This window comes from Acinetobacter sp. AOR43_HL, assembly GCF_027854635.1.
Taxonomy (GTDB): Bacteria; Pseudomonadota; Gammaproteobacteria; order Pseudomonadales; family Moraxellaceae; genus Acinetobacter; species Acinetobacter pittii.
This window is the reverse complement of sequence record NZ_JAKTHX010000036.1, coordinates 47,743-65,856: the sequence shown is the minus strand read 5'-3', so window position 1 is coordinate 65,856 and position 18,114 is coordinate 47,743. Positions and strand designations below refer to the sequence as shown.

Genomic DNA, 18,114 nt, shown 5'->3' with positions numbered 1-18,114 from the left:
AGTTCTCGGGGAATTGCTCCAAATGACATTGTATGAAGTAAATCGCCACTTTATACTGCGTAAAATTGGAAGCAAGTGTAAGCAATTCATGCTTTAGGGAAGCTGGTGAAAGTCCGGCACTGCCCCCGCAACGGTAACAATGTAAAGCATATTTTTTAAGTCGTTCTCGACTTACGCCACTGCAGTAATGTGGGAAGGTGAATATGTCCATAAATTAAATATGGCGCTGAAGTCCGGAGACCTACTTGTTTCATCTATCTACCCGATCATTCACGTGGGGTGAATGTATGGAGCATGTTATGTCTAAGTCTTTTCAACCTACTCATCTGGTAGGGGCTATCGCTATTGCGATGGGGTGTTCACCTGTTATTTTTGCTGAAGATACAACGAATGTAACTCAGCTTGATCCAATTGTAGTGACTGCTTCAAAAAGTGCTGAAAAAGCAAGTGAAGTTCCGGCTCGAATTTCAGTAATTGATGAAGAAACAATTGAACAGAATCCATTACTAAACGTTTCAGATATTATCCAACGCGATCCTTCTGTTTATATAAAACAAAGCGGTGGTCTAGGTCAGATTTCTGAAATTTCACTTCGCGGCACTAAATCAGTTCATACATTAGTTCTTAAAGATGGCGCTCGTTTAAATAGTCAAAATGAGCTTGGTCCATTATATCCGGCATTTTTAGATACAACAGATGTTCAACAAATCGAAATTTTAAAAGGGCCGGCATCTGTTCAATATGGTAGTGATGCGATTGGTGGTGTCGTCCAGTTAATTTCTAAAAAACCAGAGAAAACAGGAGCTGAGCTAACTGGTATTTATGGCGAAAATAATACTTATAAGGCTATTGTTAATGCCAATCTCGTGACTGACCAAGGGTTCTATGCACAAGTAGGTGGGCAACGCTTAGAAAGTGATGGAACACGTATTTTTGAAAGCCAGCCAGAAAATGAAAAAGCCGGTTATGATCAAAAAGGCTATCACGCTAAAATAGGTTTCTTCCAAGAAAACTTAATAGATGCTTCTGCTTCAATTAGTGAAAATAAAGGCACTAATGTTTTTAGTAATGACTACATAACCAATACAGCACAACGCCAATTCGAAAATCGAGTTATTAACACTAAAGTTGCTTATAATATTTTGCCTGATCTCATCATTAATGCACACTATGCAAATGTTCAGGATAAACAAAATGTTCCTGCTTATGGCTCATATTACAATACTGAAAATAATGAGAGTGATTTAAACCTGAAATGGAAATTCACTCCAAACCAAAATATTTTAGTTGGTGCTACCTATAACGATGCAAATTATAAAAGTAATACCATTCTTAACTCAGATAAAAGTGTAAATAGCACAGGGTATTATTTACAGCATCAACTCAAAAATGATCTTTTTGACACCCAAGTCGGTGTTCGTTTAGAAGACAACCAACGCTTTGGTACTCATACTGTTGGACAAGGTGCTATACGCTATCATTTCTTACCTAATGCTAGTGTATATGCAAATATCGGCAGTGCTTTCAGAGCTCCGACCTTAAATGAACTATATTCTCAATGGGGAGGCAATGAGAACTTAGCCCCAGAAGAAAGTACTTCTTATGAAATGGGTATGAACTACGATCTTACATCAAATGTGAGTACTAATTTTTCTGTTTATCATACAAAAATTAAAGATCTTATCGCCTACAATGCTGGTACTAATACAAATATAGCTAAAGCAAACTTTACAGGTGGTGAAGCTGGAATTAAGTGGCGTCAGGATGATCTATTCTTGTCCACTGAATATGCTTACGTAAAAACAGAAAATGAAAAAGATAATACAGAAATTGCCTACCGTCCTCGCCAGACTCTCACTATAAGCACAGGTTTAGAAAATGCAGTATATGGAATTAGTGCTTCATTAATTGCTAGAGCGAAATCTTATGCAGACTCAGCCAATTCTATGCGAGTGCCTGGTTACGCGACTGTGGACTTAAATGCTTACTGGAATATTATTCCTAACGTGAAAGTATTTACCAATATTCAAAACGTAGGTGATGTTCAGTATCGTGAAGTATTAAATACTTATCCTTCAAATGACTGGTATGTTAATACAGGCCGTCAAGCTTCTGTTGGGGTAACTTTCCGTTATTAATTTCTCACGCCAACTATAAAAATATTTTCTTAACTCCAGTTTCGGGGTAATGTTCTGACCGACATTATCCCTTTTTTATGTTCAGGATATCCATCATGGGACACCGTTTAAGCAAAATCTATACACGCACAGGCGACTCAGGTACAACAGGTTTAGGCGATGGTTCTCGTGTTGCCAAGGATGATTTACGAATTACGGCACTTGGTGATGTTGATGAACTCAACGCCATTATTGGGGTACTTCGTGCTCAAATCACAGATAGCCAAGTAACTGATAAGGCTGATTGGGATAAAAGCTTAAGTCTGATTCAACATTGGCTTTTTGATTTAGGTGGAGAGGTTTGTATTCCAAATTACAATCTACTCCAGCCAGTTTGTATTGAATTTCTTGAAAAAGAAATTGACCGTATGAATGAAGACTTACCGATGCTTAAGGAGTTTATTCTACCGTCTGGTTCTTTATCTTGTAGTTATGCTCATCAAGCCCGTGCCGTTTGCCGCCGTGCAGAGCGATCACTCATGTCGGTGCAAACTCGTGATCAAAATATTCAAGCTACAGCACTCCAACTTTTAAACCGTCTATCTGACTGGTTATTTGTTGCATCGCGTGCTTTACAGCGTGCTGAAGGTGGCCAGGAAGTGCTTTGGCAAAAAAATATTAATGAGATTATTTAAAAATAGATTAGATTAAACATGGTCTCTGCTCTTTTTAAAGAGACCATAGTCAAAATATTTCATAGAAGAAAATCATGCGCATTATTGGTCATCGTGGTGCACGCCGAGAAGCTCCTGAAAATACACTTGGTGGGTTTCAGCACATAAAAAATTTAGGTATTCATGGTGTCGAATTCGATATTCGCCAGCTTCAAGACCAAGAGTTAGTTGTTATTCATGATGACAATTTTTTGCGTACAGCTGGAGTCGATCAAATTGTAGAGCAATCGACTTTGGCTCAAGCGTTGTCATTCGATCATCGGCAAGGCTGGCCCAATTGGCCAACTTCTGAACCAACACCGACCCTTACAGGTGTTTTAAACTTACTTGATAATTTCGATCATATTGAAGTTGAAGTTAAAGCTGTAAGAGATATGGCATTGGCCGAAAAGCTCGTTCAAAAACTCGAGACGGAATTACAGGGCTTTGAAAAAGTCGTAACCATCACAAGTTTTGATCTTCAAATTTTAACTGCCTTAAGCGATATAAACTCTCAATTTAAACGCGGATTGTTAGTTGAGCTTCCAGTTGGGGCAACGGCAATTGAACTCGCACATCAATATGGGTGCTGTCATATTGGTTGGCACGACCAACTGGCAACAGATGAAATGATTCAATTATCACATCAAGCTGGTTTGAACATTAGTGTCTGGACAGTCAATGATGTAGAAAGAGCAAATAGGCTGTGTGATTTAGAGATTCAGGGCTTAATTACAGATATTCCAACCACGATGCTACAAGCCTTATAAATATAAAAAAGGTGGTAAAAACCACCTTTTATTTCTTTTGTGCCTGAATGAGGCGCTGACCACTCTGGTCAAGTAAATATAGCGTATTACCTACGAGTTGGAAGCGTTGAATACGTTGCAAAGCATCTACTAGCTCTGCTTCTTGAGCCAAAGCACCATCACAGCTTGAATGGCCTGCATTTACTTGCATATCAAGTTTTTGCTGGCTGAAATTAAATGTATAACGGCCAAAAATAGCATTACAACCAGTATGTCCCGATACTGTTTTGACTGCTGAGTTCAGTGAAAGAGTTGGCCATTGGTTAAAGAATTTTGCCTTATGACCACTGATCTGAGTGATCTGCCAATCAATATCTTGAATGCCATCTGGACTCACTCTCTTTTTTACAACAGGTGCTTGAGTCTGATGAACTGTTCTTTTTGTTTGAACTTTTTTCGTAGTTTGTTCGGGTGTACTTTGACATGCGGCTAATACAAGACTGATTGTGACCAAGACACACTTCAATGATAATTTTCTTGAAATATCAATGCTGTTCTTTTTTTTCAATCGTTGTACGTTCATTAAACAACTTCTCCTGCTTGAAAAACTCTTTGACATAGTTTAATTCTGTTACGGTTCTTTCAATACATCTGTACAATAATGCTAGTGATTCTCACTAAGCACGTGCTAATATGAAGGATAGAATAGCAATATATCTTGATGATTGGTTTTGCTATGTCGTTTTGTCTTTGTACCTTGTTTCACAAGGATTCTAGGAGCGCTGCCGGATATGACTTCCGCCCCACTCAAAGCCCCAATTAACTGGACCGCTAGCATTACCTTAATTGGTTTACCAATTCTTGCCGCAATCATAATCCCGATTTATGCGTATTATTATGATTTTAGTGTAAGCGCATGGGTAAGCTTATTTTTTCTTTTAGCTCTAAGTAGTATGGGGATTACTGCTGGTTACCATCGCCTTTGGGCTCACCGAGCTTATGAAGCGTCGTTACCGCTTAAAATTCTTTTAATGATCGGTGGAACATTTGCCGTGCAAAATAGTATTTTGTTCTGGGCATCTGGTCACCGTACTCACCATCGACATGTTGATGATGTTGATGAAGATCCGTATTCGATTGAGCGTGGTTTTTGGTATGCCCATATGGGTTGGATGATCCGCGATCATTCACCATCTGAGCCAGACTTTAAAAATGCACCAGACCTACTCAATGATAAATTGGTCATGTTCCAGCATAAATATTACGCGCTACTTGTAGTTGCAGTTCATGTTGGTATTTTAGGTTTAATCGGTTGGGCAACAGGTGATCTATGGGGTGTAGTCCTCCTAGGTGGTTTGTTACGTTTAATCATCAGCCATCAAGTTACATTCTTTATTAACTCGCTTTGCCATATGTTTGGTAAACGTCCTTATACAGATGAAAACTCAGCACGTGATAATTTCTGGTTAGCCATTGCCACTTGGGGCGAGGGTTACCACAACTATCACCATATCTTCCAATACGACTATCGTAATGGTGTGAAATGGTGGCAATATGACCCAACAAAATGGTTGATCTGGTCATGTTCTAAAATTGGTTTAGCTAAAAATTTACGTCGTATTCCAAGCTTTAATATTAAAAAAGCAGAACTGGCGATGAAATTTAAATACGCTGAACAAGACCTAGCTATTTATGGTCATGATGTAAATGCAGACATTACTCAAATGAAGCAACGTATTGCACAAGAGTACGAAGCATTTACACATACATTAAATGATTGGGCAAAACTTAAAGAACAAGAGTTACAAGCTAAAAAAGCAGCAATGGCTGAAAAGATTCATAGAATGGATCATAAGCTTAAAGTTGATTTCCAATTGCTTGAACACCGTTTAAGTCATCACCGCGAATGCTTAGAAACACTTATGCGTAGTGTTAAAAAGAATACCAATGTGGTGTCAGACTAAAATAAATTCTGATCTAAAATAGCTCTTTCGGGAGCTATTTTTATGCCTGCTTTTTAACTGTGTTATAGTGAAATCTGCTCTCTCTATTTTGCTAAGCCTATGCAGTTTAATCCGCTCTACCCTTCACTTCCGTCTAAATTATTTCATGTTCAGCAACCATCACCTTTACGTGGTGCAAAAGCAGGACATTTTAACAGTGCTTTGGCTGATGAACTGCAATGTTCAGAAGACGATAAAAATGCATGGGTTGAGATCTGTAGTGGACAGCGTACATTCCCTGAATTTCCGTCTCTTGCGATGGTCTATGCAGGTCACCAATTCGGACAATGGGCAGGACAACTCGGCGATGGACGTGGCTTACTCATTGCGCAAATACTAAATACAAAGGGCCAAACCATCGACCTTCATCTCAAAGGTGCAGGTCCTACGCCTTATTCAAGAATGGGAGATGGGCGAGCAGTATTACGTTCTGTGGTCCGTGAATATTTAGCAGGACATGCTTTAAATGCTTTAGGCGTCGTATCTAGTCATGCAGTCGGTTTCACAACCTCGACTCAAGGCGTACAGCGTGAAAAATTAGAGTTAGGTGCAATGCTACTTAGAACATCTGAATGTCATATTCGTTTAGGACACTTCGAATGGATTAATCAATATGCACCTGAATTGCTGTCAGAATTCACTCAAAAATGTATTGAATGGCATTATCCAGAATGCTTAGAAACTGAAAATCCAATTTTATCCTTTGCCAAAAAGGTAGTTGAACGTACTGCAATTATGATTGCGAAATGGCAATTGGTTGGATTTGCTCATGGAGTGATGAATACCGATAACTTAAATATTACAGGTTCAACACTCGATTTTGGTCCATATGGCTTTATGGAGCGTTTTCGCCCGAACTGGATCAACAACCATTCCGATTATCAAGGTCGTTATACTTACCAAAATCAACCAAGTATAGGCCATTGGAACTTATGGACGTGGCTAAACAACTTAATTTCTCTCGCTGAACCTGAACAAAAAGATAAGTTTAAAGAAGAGTTAGCACGTTGCTTAGAACAATTTGAACCAATCTTTTTAGAACACTATGGACAAGGTTTATGTCAAAAAATGGGACTTCCCCATTTCCACAAAGACAGCCTTGATTGTAGTTTTGCGTTTTTAAGAATCTTACAAACTGAACAACTCGATTACACTCAAAGTTTTATTCGTCTTCAAAATAAAGAATATAAAACTCTACGAGATGATTGCCTTGATATTCGACAGTTTGATGAGTTTCTTAGCCAATATCAAAGTATTCGTGAACATCAAGATACTGATGAACTTGATGCAAATATGCAAAAAGCAAATCCGATTTATATTTTACGGAATCACATGGCTCAGCGTGCTATTGAAGCAGCGGAAAGAGATGATTTTAGCGAAGTAGATCGTTTATTTAAGCTACTTAATCAGCCATACACAAGACAACCAGAACTCGAACAACCACAAGATTTAAGTCCGTTACCAAGTGATGTTCCAGATGTAGCAGTGAGCTGTTCATCTTAATATTAAAAAACTAAACTCTCTTAAGCCACTTAGCTTAAGAGAGTTTCTTACACATCAAAGAATAATATATGAAAATTAAACCCCTCATTATTTGTACATTTCTTATAGTTCCACTGGGAATCGCTTTTTATAATTATGAAAAATATTTACCGACTTTTACGTCAAGCCATCAAGCCCTCTCAAATGAAGAGATCCAAGAAATAATCAAGACCAAGCCTGTTACCTCAATTGAAGTGTTTAAAAACCAACGCCTACTTCTGCTCAAGAGTAATCAGGACGTGATTCGGCAATATCCGATTCGTCTCGGTTTTAATCCCAAAGGACATAAACACTTTGAAAATGATGGTAGAACACCTGAAGGGATTTATTCTATAGATTGGCGAAACTCACAAAGTGCTTACTATAAATCTTTGCATATTTCCTATCCCGATGCGAAAGATATTGCTTATGCCAAGCAACATAATCAACCAACAGGAGGAGATATCATGATTCATGGATCTGTTCCGAAATCATTACTCTCGCTGCCTTTTAGCTCGACTTATATGCCCCATAAGGATTGGACGTTAGGATGTATCGCGGTTAGAAATGTAGATATAGATGAAATTTGGCAATTAGTACCCAATCAAACCAAGATTATAATTTATCCATAAAATCTTTAAAACTATCCACATTTTCTGTGGATAACATTGTGGTTATCCACAGAATAACTTTTATGAAGACTTACTCTTCAGGATATTCGAAGCGATAACCTACACCATAAACTGCTTGAATCCACTCATGGCGGTTACCAGTTTCTGCTGCTTCACTAATTTTTCGGCGCAAGTTTTTGATATGGCTGTCAATCACACGATCGGCAACATCAAAGCTATCTGGATTAATATGATCCAATAATTGTGCACGTGAATAAACTTGCCCCACATGCTCTAAAAATAGCTCAAGTAAGCGAAATTCGGTTGGCGTTAAACTCAATGATTTTTGTTGATACCAAATTCTTTGTTGTGCTTTATCAATTCGGAAAGAATCATTTTGCTCAGGCTCTGCCTTACGCTCTAAACGGCGTAAAACAGCTTGTACACGGGCAACCAACTCTTTTGGACTAAATGGTTTACATACGTAATCATCAGCGCCCATGTTAAGACCTAATACTCGGTCAATTTCTTCGGTACGGGCAGTGACCATAATAATCGGTAAATCTGACTGTTCACGAACTTTACGGCAAATCGTTAAACCATCCATTCGTGGAACCATTAGATCCAGAATCATCAAATTTGGTTTACGTTGCTGGAAACTCGCATAGGCATCTTGACCATCATGAAACATACTTACTTCAAAACCGGCAGCTTCAAGATAATCACGCACCAAATGCGCCAATTCGATTTCATCTTCAACCAACATCACATGTTTCATGAGATATTTTTCCTTTTATATTTAACTCTGCTTTTTAAAAGTAAGTACACAACGTAAACCACCTAATGGTGAATGTTCAAAACTGAGTGTACCACCAAGCGCCTGCGCAATCTTACAAGACAGAGCTAAGCCCAGCCCTGTTCCACCTGTACTACGCGTACGCGAATCATCTACGCGATAGAAACGTTCACCTAAACGGTTTAACTGCTCATCACTTAAACCATAAGGACTATCATCGACATACAAAGTCCACTCTTGAGGATTCTGACTTGTATGAATATGAATTTTGCCACCTGTTTCTGTGTAACGAATACTATTACTAATTAAATTAACAATAATCTGTTTAAACCGGTCACGGTCTAATAATAGCGGAGAACTTGTTCCTTCAACCTGAATTTCGAGACCAGCCTGCTCAAGTTTTGGTTTAAAGTTTTCAACTTCTTGTAGTACCACTTCCCATGGATTAACAGAACTCAAATAACACTTAAGCTGCTGGGCATCTGCCTGTGCCAAGTCTGCAAGGTCTTGGGTCAATTTTTTCAGACTTGAAACCTGACGCATCATTGCATCTAAATGTTCAGGTGTGGCTTTTCGAATCCCGTCTTGCATGGCTTCAATTTGTGCTTGCAATACAGCCAAAGGCGTTTTTAATTCATGGGAAGTATCTGCCACCCATTGACGTCGTGACTCTTCATGCTGATGTAAAATCTCTGCCAAATGGTTCAACTGGGTTGATAAATCACCTAGCTCATCATTTCGCTTAATGACCACTTGGTGTTGATAATTTCCTTTGGTTAATTCATTGGTTGCATTTAATAAACGCTGAATTGGCTTTTTAAAATAAGTCGCCATTAACAGTGCTGCAACTAAACTTGATAGTAAGGTTAAAGCATAGATTAAGAGTAAATAACGCTTTTGATTACTAAAGAAATTAATACTCAAAGCGTCTTCTTTATCTAAAACAGGCTTTAAACCTAAATATCCCACGACTTTATTATTTAAAATAATTGGGCGAAATGACATCTGATCTGATGAAGGCGGTTCACCTACCACAAACTGGTGCTGTGCATCATATAGAGATAAACGCGAACTCAATCCTAAACGGTCTGGTAAAGCAATAAAACGTTTCTTGCCATTTTGGGTTTCAATATCTTTTAAGCTTCCCTTCTTTGATTTATTTTTATCATCACTTGGGCGAAACTGATTTGCGCTTAAAGGGAATCTTAGCCCTTCAAAGGGTTGATACTGGGAAGGTAAATTTTGCTCGAGTGCTCTTAATTCCTCATCACTAAAAATAGTATTTTTATTGGTCGGTGCAACTTGCGGTGAAATATTAATAAGGGCATGTTCATCGAAAGAATGCTGTTGTATTGCAATGTCATATTGACGACGGAGCCACCACTGCGAGAGACGATCGTAGTCATCGGGAGCCGCAGTTCCTTCGATTTGTAAAATCTGTGCCTGAATCGCATTCCCCCAATCATGGTACACCGTGTAGACATCGCCCAGATTGGTAATGAGGCGGTCTAGTTTCTGCATTTCAACGTCAGCCACATATTTGGCAAAGTTCTTTTGCATTGTCCAGTGCAAAACGCTCAAGCTTGCAGTCGCAATAAGTAATGTGGTGAGCAAGACTGTCAAAAATAACCGTAATGCAATGGGAACACGTAGAACGTTCAAAAGCACTCTCTCATTTTTACCCTATATTTTGCATTGTAACCAACAACGAAAAGAAAAACTCTCCATTGTTTCTACATCTTTATTATCTAATCTTTAAGCCATCAGAAAACACAACATTAAAGGGCTTTAAATATGAAAATGACGGCAAAAATTGCATTATTCAGTGCGGCAATTGTAACAATGGGAAGTTTGGCTGCGTGTCAATCGACAACTCAACCACCTAAACCAGAGCATGGAATGATGCAAGATGGCCCACGTGAGGGGCACCACCGTATGAAGCACCGTGAATTTACTCCAGAACAAAAAGCTGCATGGGAACAGCACCGCGCAGAACGTAAAGCTCGCTTTGAACAAATTCAAAAAGCATGTGATGGTAAGGCCAATGGACAACCCGTAAGTGTTCAAGTTGGGGATAAGACACTTGAAGGTACTTGTAACCTTCGTTTTGAACCAAAACGCCCTCAACCACCTGTTAATGCCCCTGTTCCTGCACCAGTTCAAGCAAAATAATTCTAAAAATCATAAAACAAAAGGCGCCTATAGGCGCCTTTTGTTTATACATAAGTGTTTACGATTTTGACTATTTGTATCATATAAACATAACCAAAAGTATTTACACTCAAAGCACTTACATAGTTTCAGCTTTTTTTTCTTGACTTTGCAGTCACAAAGTAAAGGTCCTGAGGTGCTTGTACAGTTATGCAAGTTGTTGCACGATGTAATAGTCCAAGGTGCCTCATGGCACATTATCATAGATTAAGATTATAACTCTGGTTTCACCAGTATTGAGGAACCCGATATGCCACAATACAAAGCGCCCTTACGTGATATGCAATTCGTTTTGCATGAATTATTAAATGCTGAAGAACACTATGCAAAATTACCTGATTTCCAAGGTAACGTAAGCCGTGAATTGGTTGATCAATATTTAGAAGCTGCGGCGGACTTCTGTGAAAATGAGCTTTCTCCTTTAAACCAAGTTGGCGACCGCGAAGGTTGTACTTGGAATGATGGCGTAGTTACCACTCCAACAGGTTTTAAAGAAGCTTATCAAAAATATATTGAACTTGGCTTTCCGTCTTTATCAGCAGAAGAACAATACGGTGGTCAGGCATTACCTAACTCTTTAGGTATCGCAATTTCTGAAATGGTAGGTAGCTCTAACTGGGCATGGGGCATGTACCCAGGCTTGTCTCACGGAGCTGTACGTACATTAGAGCATCACGGTTCTGATGAACAAAAAAATACTTATTTACCAAACCTTGTTTCAGGTGTTTGGACAGGTACGATGTGCTTAACTGAGTCTCATGCAGGTTCAGACTTGGGTATTATCCGTACTAAAGCAGAACCAAATGCTGATGGTAGCTATGCAATCTCTGGCGAGAAAATCTTTATCTCTGCTGGTGAACATGACATGGCTGAGAACATCATCCATATCGTTCTTGCTCGCCTACCTGGTGCACCAAAAGGTACTAAAGGTATCTCATTATTCATCGTTCCTAAATTCAATGTAAATGCAGATGGATCTATTGGCGAACGTAATGCGGTACGTTGTGGTTCTATCGAACACAAAATGGGTATTCATGGTAACGCAACTTGTGTCATTAACTTTGACCAAGCTAAAGGTTACTTGATTGGACCTGAAAACCGTGGTTTGAACTGTATGTTCACCTTCATGAACACAGCACGTATTGGTACTGCTGTTCAAGGTTTAGCAGCGTCTGAATCATCTTTCCAAGGTGCGTTAACTTACGCGAAAGAACGTTTAGCAATGCGTTCACTTTCTGGTCCTAAAGCTCCAGAAAAAGAAGCAGATCCAATTATCGTTCACCCTGCTGTTCGTAACATGCTTTTAACTCAAAAAGCTTTTGCTGAAGGCGGTCGTGCTCTTGTTTACTTACTTGCTCAATACGCAGATATCGTTGAAAAAGGCGAAACTGAAGAAGAGCGTAAGTTTGCTGACAACATCTTGTCTTTATTGACTCCAATTGCAAAAGCATTCTTAACTGAAACAGGTTCTGAATCTGCTAAGCACGGTGTACAAGTCTTCGGTGGTCATGGCTTTATTTCTGAGCATGGCATGGAGCAAATCGTACGTGATACACGTATTGCTTGCTTATACGAAGGTACAACTGAAATTCAAGCACTTGATTTGTTAGGTCGTAAAGTATTGCAAACTCAAGGTGCAATGCTACGTGACTTCACTAAGATCATCCATAAATTCGTAGAAGCAAACAAAGACAACGCTGCTATGAAAGAATTTGTTGAACCGCTTGCGGCGCTTAACAAAGAATGGGGCGATCTTACTATGCAAATCGGTATGCGTGCGATGCAAAACCCAGATGAAGTCGGTGCTGCTGCTGTAGATTACCTCTACTTCGCAGGTTATATCACTTTAGCTTACCTATGGGCTCGTATGGCGCTTGTAGCACAAGAGAAATTAGCAGAAGGTACAACCGATGTTGACTTCTACAATGCGAAAGTAACTACTGCTCGTTTCTACTTCAAGAAAATCTTGCCACGTGTACGTTCTCACGTAGATGTGATCGCTGGTGGTCTAGATCCATTAATGTCATTAGACGCTGAACATTTCGCTTTCTAACCATAGTTAGTTGCGATATGCAATGTTAAAAAACAAAAAAGGACTGCTCAGTTTTGACGGTCCTTTTTTTATAAAATCAATGATAAATTTACACTTTAAATTCCATATCCATTTCGTTTTACAGGATATCTAGCACAGGCCAATGTGCACAAAAAAGGTGAACGATTATGCCAATTTACAATGCTCCTTTAGCTGATATGAAATTCATCTTAAATGATGTATTTAAAGCAGAACAATTTTGGCAGTCTAATGAGAAACTCGCTCATGTAGATGCTGCAACAGCTGAAGCAATTTTAGAAGAAATGGCTAAATTTGCTCAGAACGTGACTCATCCATTAAACCGTACTGGTGATGAAGAAGGTGCTCGCTATGAAAACGGCGAAGTATTCACACCAGCTGGTTTTAAAGATGCATTTCGTCAATATGCAGAAGGTGGTTGGATTGGCCTAGGTGCCGATGAAGAATGGGGCGGTCAAGGCATGCCAAAAATGCTCACCGTTCTTTCTGATGAAATGTTATTTGCGACTAACCCATCTTTCATGCTTTATCCTCTTCTTTCAGTGGGTGCAGGTATGGCTTTAAGCAGCTACGCATCTCAAGAACAAAAAGAAACTTATTTACCTAAGATTTATTCAGGTGAATGGTCAGGTACCATGTGCTTAACTGAGCCACATGCAGGTACTGACTTAGGGATTATCAAAACCAAAGCAGAACGTAATGAAGACGGTACATATAACATTACCGGTACTAAAATCTTCATCACTGGTGGTGACAACGATTTAGCAGAAAACATCATTCACTTGGTACTTGCTAAAACTCCAGATGCCCCTGCTGGTTCACGTGGTATCTCGTTATTTATCGTACCAAAATACCTTGTAAATGAAGATGGTTCTTTAGGCGACCGTAACCATGTTGGCCCAGGTTCTATTGAACATAAAATGGGTATCAAAGCATCTGCAACTTGTGTAATGAACTTTGATGGAGCTAAAGGTTACCTCGTTGGTAAAGAAAACGAAGGCCTTGCTGCAATGTTCGTTATGATGAACTACGAACGTTTATCAATGGGTATTCAAGGTTTAGGCGCTTCTGAATTTGCTTATCAAAATGCTGCTCAATACGCGACTGACCGTTTACAAGGCCGCAGTGCAGCTGGTGTTCAATCGCCAAATAAACCTGCTGACAGCATTTTAGTGCATGGTGATGTACGTCGTATGTTGTTAAATGTGCGTGCAAATAATGAAGCATCTCGTGCATTTGCAGTCTATGTAGGTCAACAACTCGATATCACTAAATTCTCAACTGATGCAGCGGCAGTGAAAAAAGCCAATGACCGTGTTGCGCTTTTAACTCCAATTGCAAAAGCTTACCTCACAGATACCGCATTCCAAGCAACTTTAGATGCTCAAATGGTATTCGGTGGTCACGGTTACATCCGTGAATGGGGTATGGAACAATGTATTCGTGATCTTCGTATTGCTCAAATCTACGAAGGAACCAACGGCGTTCAGTCTCAAGATTTAATTGGTCGTAAAACCATTAAGTGTGGCGGCGCTTTCATTGCTGAATACATCACTGAAATTCGTGACTTTGCAAATGATTTAGACACTGATTTGAACTTCATTAAAGATGCAACTTTAGATGCTGCAACTGAAATCGAAGCAATCACTCAGTTTATTATTGAGCAAGCTGCTGAAAATGTAGAGTTCCCGAACTCAGCTGCGGTTGATTATTTACATGCGGTTGGTTTACTCAGCTTCTCATATATGTTTGCAAAAATTGCTGCCGCTGCTAAAGATAAGTCTGGTGATTTCTATCAGAACAAACTTGCTTTGGCTCAGTACTTTGTTGAACGTATCTTGCCAGATATTGATGCGCGTATTGCTAAAATCAAAGCTGGTTCTGACTTAATTATGAGCTTTAGTGAAGATTACTTTACAAATCAAGCTTAATTAAGTTCTTCATAAAAACGCCTGAATAATCAGGCGTTTTTTATTTTGTATTTACTATTTCCATTGGCACAAAATTTGTTTAATTTCTAAACATTACGAAGTGAACAAAAGATCTTATTATGCCTGATCCTAAAAAATACGAACGAATACTCGACCGTTTCGGACATTACGCCGTAGAAGCCTTCCATTATTTAGCCTTATTTATTATCGGGTGTATGGTGGCATGGTCGGCAGCCAATACGGTTTTTGAAATTCTGACCGTCAAAAAGTATGCTTCAATTGATGATATTTTATTATTATTTATTTACTTAGAGCTTGGAGCAATGGTTGGAATTTACTTTAAAACCAACCATATGCCTGTACGTTTTCTTATTTATGTCGCGATTACGGCCTTAACCCGTCTACTCATTTCAGACATTCAACATGATCATAAAGCCGATATCGATCAAGTCATTATTACGGGCTCAATTTTGATTTTAGCTTTATCTATTTTAGTCGTTCGATTTGCTTCATGGCACTACCCATCAGTGATGAAAGAGAAACACGCAAAAACCTCAAATAATTTGAAAACCCCTCAACCGCAAGATGACGAGTTAGCATAGAAAAAGGCCTCAATATTGAGGCCTTTTTATTTTTACGTTTAACGAACTCGGTAAATGTTGTGTCTTGAGTCTACTAATAAGTATTGATTAGGGGTTTTAACCCAGTGGTATCCACGTGGTGGCGCATATAAACGGTGCGCTCTCCAGTCCGAAACATAATAACGGCGATGGCGATATTGAGCAGGAATACGTTCACCACGTTTAAAAGCAACATAGTTACCATAATGCTTACCACGATCAGCATTTGACCAAACTGGCGCTCGGTGATCATTACGATAATCATGACGGCGGTCATCACGATGCTCATATCGATCATAGTTTTTACCATGGTCATTGTTCCAACGGTGTCCAGAATCGGCCATCGCGGTAGCTGATATACCTAACATTAATGTCGAAAGTACAAGAACGATTGGCTTTTTCATGGCCTATTTCCTTTTAATCTTAATATGAAGCTAGATTAGAAGAGACTCAAGGAGAAACCATGAATAAAACAGCTTTGATTGCTAAACTTTGTAATGACTATAAAGAAAATATGAAGAATCTGTATCTGTGCTACCATTAGCATTTTTCAAACTAGGTCAATTGCTGTGTCTGAAATCAGTTTTGAGCGTCTTCATCAATTTTTTTGCAAAGTTCCAAGTGTACAAGAAGCCCGTATTATGGCTCATGGAGCAGATGGCGAACATGCTTGGTGGTTTAAGTTCAGTATTGACGTAGAGCATGTGCTTGCATGGCAAACAGTTCAAGAACTAGGTCATGTTTTAAATTATCTATCGACGAATGAACGCCTACCCACATTATTCTTCCCTGTTTCACCGCCACCTTACATGAATGGTGAAGCCAAAGATTTTTTATCATGGATTATTCAATGTAACCATCCTGAATTCTCTCCGGATGTGGTTTGTGATTGGCTTGAAGCACGTTTGCCGAATCCTGTTGACGATGAGTCGCAGTGGAAAATTAAAACGGATTTGAGTGAAATCGAAAAACTTGATGATAAAGCGTTGGATCAATTGATTCCGCCTGCACCTTAAATTATTTCAATGATGGGTAGGCTAAGTGATATAGAAATTAATATTTTCCAATATTCGCTTGTGCTAAATGTCATCCACAACCTGCCCGAAATTTATGAATATATTGTATTTGCAATAAAATCGGTTAAATGAAGATATTGAACAGGTTTTGTGGATGACAAATGCCTTTGGTTACTTTGGGCAAAACCAAAGTAACGAATGAGCTCTAGTTTTAGGGTGAGACTAAGTAAGACTCCGTCGTGAACATATAGCCTCAACGTTTATATAAAAAAATAGAATTAGAAAGTCGATAATCCTGACCATTCCATAAAACGATAAATCCAATACTTCACTTTAGACTCATCTGCATACTTCACGTAATCCACACTCATCTGTCTATCTTTTAGGTTTGACCACGAGGTATTGAAGTAATCTTGTGCATCTTTAAAAACTTGATCTTGAACTTTGCCAATGACCAACATATCTGTTTCAAGGTTATAATTTTTTAAATTACGGGCCGTAAAGTTGGCAGATCCTACAATCAACTCAGCGTGTTGGGCATTATATTTCAAGATCATTTTGCTATGGTTCTGCTCGCCATGAGTATCACACCAACGGATTGGAATACCGGTAGCATGTAACTCTGAAGCCACCTGACGGTTTGGAATACCATTCTTTTGTCGACCAAACGCATCTTTATTTGGATCGAGTAAAACACGAACAATAACACCACGTTCTTGGGCACTTTTTAGCGCCTGAATAATCTTGCGTTCAGACAAATAGAACATACTTAAATCAAGATGCTCTTTCGGCTTCGCTGAATTAATCAATTTCAATACAGATTGATAAATTGCGCCTTCAGTTAACACCTGCACTTGAGGCTTGCTAACGTCTTTTTCAAAGTCACCTAAAATGAGCGATGGAGAGCTACTGCCTGACATTTGTGCAACTGCAGCTTCAGTTTGAAGAACATCAGCAGCTGTTGCCCCTGTTACAACCAACGCGACATTAGAGTGTCTAGAGCTGCCATCGTGTGGATTTGCTGAGGTCACCAATGACTTCCAACCAGCATCGGTATCGACCACAACAGTCTTACGGTGATTGGCCTTAAAATTAAATAAGTTTAGATAGCTGCGCAGTGTAATTTTTTCATCACCGAATGGATTCGGTAACCAGCCCTTTTCAGGGTTATTGCCAATATTTTGACAGCAGATGTACCAGAAGCCTGACCAGAATGGGTTAGAAGCACGCAAAGGCGTTAAATTCGTTTCAATCACATCAACGCCTGCCTGACGTAACTGACGGTAGTGTTCAGGGCTGATACCACCGTATACCGAGTTAATCGGGTCGGTAATCATAACAATCTGAATTTGGCGGTTTTGTCTTTTCTTACTTACTAATGCATCGGTTAGCTCTTGCATTAATGGTCTTTGCTTAAGTTTTGAGTCACCCACTTCAGAATTAAACAAGAACATATCGACCACAATCGTGGTTTTTGCCTCATCAATCATTTTCAAGATTTCATCAAAAATATGCTGATCAACCTGCTGTTGCCCTTTTGCATCAAGATAAGTTTTGTCTGCTAAAAATTTAACATCGGCATGTCTAAGCTTGCCACTAAAGTTAATCCCTTGTGGTAATGGTTTTACTGTGTGGTAAATTGCTGACGCAAGATATGCAATAGCAACAACGCAAAGTAATACCGCCATATAACGACGCCCTGACCAATTTATTTTTTGATGAATTCGTTGAAAAATACGCATAAAAAAGACCTAA

At 39.1% G+C, this 18,114-nt stretch carries 16 protein-coding genes and 1 riboswitch; of the genes, 11 read left to right on the top strand and 5 right to left on the bottom strand.

Annotated elements, in window-relative coordinates:
- The first annotated feature begins 56 nt into the window (after positions 1-56).
- Positions 57-263: riboswitch (cobalamin riboswitch) on the top strand.
- A 24-nt stretch (positions 264-287) separates the two neighbouring features.
- The 3 genes from MKL33_RS18145 (at position 288) to MKL33_RS18135 (ending at position 3,600) form a co-directional block, all read left to right on the top strand.
- Entirely contained in the window at positions 288-2,138 is a 1,851-nt protein-coding gene (locus MKL33_RS18145; protein WP_270907478.1) for a TonB-dependent receptor plug domain-containing protein, read from the top strand.
- Between the two features lie 95 nt (positions 2,139-2,233).
- A complete protein-coding gene (locus tag MKL33_RS18140; RefSeq protein WP_017482190.1) occupies positions 2,234-2,812 on the top strand; it encodes a cob(I)yrinic acid a,c-diamide adenosyltransferase in 579 nt (192 codons plus the stop codon).
- Positions 2,813-2,886: 74 nt separating this feature from the next.
- Entirely contained in the window at positions 2,887-3,600 is a 714-nt protein-coding gene (locus MKL33_RS18135) for a glycerophosphodiester phosphodiesterase (RefSeq protein ID WP_270907477.1), read from the top strand.
- A gap of 28 nt (positions 3,601-3,628) precedes the next feature.
- Here MKL33_RS18135 and MKL33_RS18130 read toward each other — a convergent pair whose 3' ends face one another.
- Positions 3,629-4,162 carry an META domain-containing protein gene (locus tag MKL33_RS18130; protein WP_270907476.1) on the bottom strand — a complete coding sequence of 178 codons (534 nt, stop codon included), beginning with the start codon at positions 4,160-4,162 and terminating at the stop codon, positions 3,629-3,631.
- A 208-nt stretch (positions 4,163-4,370) separates the two neighbouring features.
- Here MKL33_RS18130 and MKL33_RS18125 point away from each other — a divergent pair, with 208 nt between their 5' ends.
- The 3 genes from MKL33_RS18125 to MKL33_RS18115 all read left to right on the top strand — a co-directional run bounded on the left by MKL33_RS18125 (position 4,371) and on the right by MKL33_RS18115 (position 7,735).
- A complete protein-coding gene (locus MKL33_RS18125) occupies positions 4,371-5,543 on the top strand; it encodes an acyl-CoA desaturase (RefSeq protein WP_002116208.1) in 1,173 nt (390 codons plus the stop codon).
- Positions 5,544-5,642: 99 nt separating this feature from the next.
- Positions 5,643-7,085, top strand: a complete 1,443-nt coding sequence (locus MKL33_RS18120; RefSeq protein ID WP_270907475.1) for a protein adenylyltransferase SelO — start codon at positions 5,643-5,645, stop codon at positions 7,083-7,085.
- A gap of 68 nt (positions 7,086-7,153) precedes the next feature.
- On the top strand, positions 7,154-7,735 hold the full coding sequence (locus MKL33_RS18115; RefSeq protein WP_270907474.1) for a L,D-transpeptidase family protein: 582 nt from the start codon (positions 7,154-7,156) through the stop codon (positions 7,733-7,735).
- Between the two features lie 70 nt (positions 7,736-7,805).
- On the opposite strand, the gene MKL33_RS18110 is transcribed toward MKL33_RS18115, so the two are convergent.
- Positions 7,806-8,492, bottom strand: coding sequence for a response regulator (locus MKL33_RS18110; RefSeq protein WP_032036982.1), 687 nt, complete (start codon positions 8,490-8,492; stop codon positions 7,806-7,808).
- 21 nt (positions 8,493-8,513) lie between these two features.
- Positions 8,514-10,172, bottom strand: a complete 1,659-nt coding sequence (gene baeS / locus MKL33_RS18105) for a sensor histidine kinase efflux regulator BaeS (protein WP_270907473.1) — start codon at positions 10,170-10,172, stop codon at positions 8,514-8,516.
- A 132-nt stretch (positions 10,173-10,304) separates the two neighbouring features.
- Here baeS and MKL33_RS18100 point away from each other — a divergent pair, with 132 nt between their 5' ends.
- The 4 genes from MKL33_RS18100 (at position 10,305) to MKL33_RS18085 (ending at position 15,325) form a co-directional block, all read left to right on the top strand.
- Entirely contained in the window at positions 10,305-10,682 is a 378-nt protein-coding gene (locus tag MKL33_RS18100) for a hypothetical protein (protein WP_167563048.1), read from the top strand.
- 289 nt (positions 10,683-10,971) lie between these two features.
- A complete protein-coding gene (locus MKL33_RS18095) occupies positions 10,972-12,774 on the top strand; it encodes an acyl-CoA dehydrogenase C-terminal domain-containing protein (RefSeq protein ID WP_005804712.1) in 1,803 nt (600 codons plus the stop codon).
- A gap of 167 nt (positions 12,775-12,941) precedes the next feature.
- Positions 12,942-14,723, top strand: coding sequence for an acyl-CoA dehydrogenase C-terminal domain-containing protein (locus MKL33_RS18090; protein ID WP_069030789.1), 1,782 nt, complete (start codon positions 12,942-12,944; stop codon positions 14,721-14,723).
- Positions 14,724-14,842: 119 nt separating this feature from the next.
- Entirely contained in the window at positions 14,843-15,325 is a 483-nt protein-coding gene (locus tag MKL33_RS18085; RefSeq protein ID WP_002116490.1) for a phosphate-starvation-inducible protein PsiE, read from the top strand.
- Between the two features lie 38 nt (positions 15,326-15,363).
- Here the strand turns inward: MKL33_RS18085 and MKL33_RS18080 are convergent, their stop codons facing one another.
- Positions 15,364-15,747 carry an RcnB family protein gene (locus MKL33_RS18080; RefSeq protein WP_270907472.1) on the bottom strand — a complete coding sequence of 128 codons (384 nt, stop codon included), beginning with the start codon at positions 15,745-15,747 and terminating at the stop codon, positions 15,364-15,366.
- A 165-nt stretch (positions 15,748-15,912) separates the two neighbouring features.
- Here MKL33_RS18080 and MKL33_RS18075 point away from each other — a divergent pair, with 165 nt between their 5' ends.
- Positions 15,913-16,359: a hypothetical protein gene (locus MKL33_RS18075; RefSeq protein ID WP_068528956.1), complete on the top strand. Its 447-nt coding sequence runs from the start codon at positions 15,913-15,915 to the stop codon at positions 16,357-16,359.
- A 278-nt stretch (positions 16,360-16,637) separates the two neighbouring features.
- On the opposite strand, the gene MKL33_RS18070 is transcribed toward MKL33_RS18075, so the two are convergent.
- Positions 16,638-18,101 carry a phospholipase D family protein gene (locus MKL33_RS18070; RefSeq protein ID WP_206243089.1) on the bottom strand — a complete coding sequence of 488 codons (1,464 nt, stop codon included), beginning with the start codon at positions 18,099-18,101 and terminating at the stop codon, positions 16,638-16,640.
- Positions 18,102-18,114 lie beyond the last annotated feature (13 nt).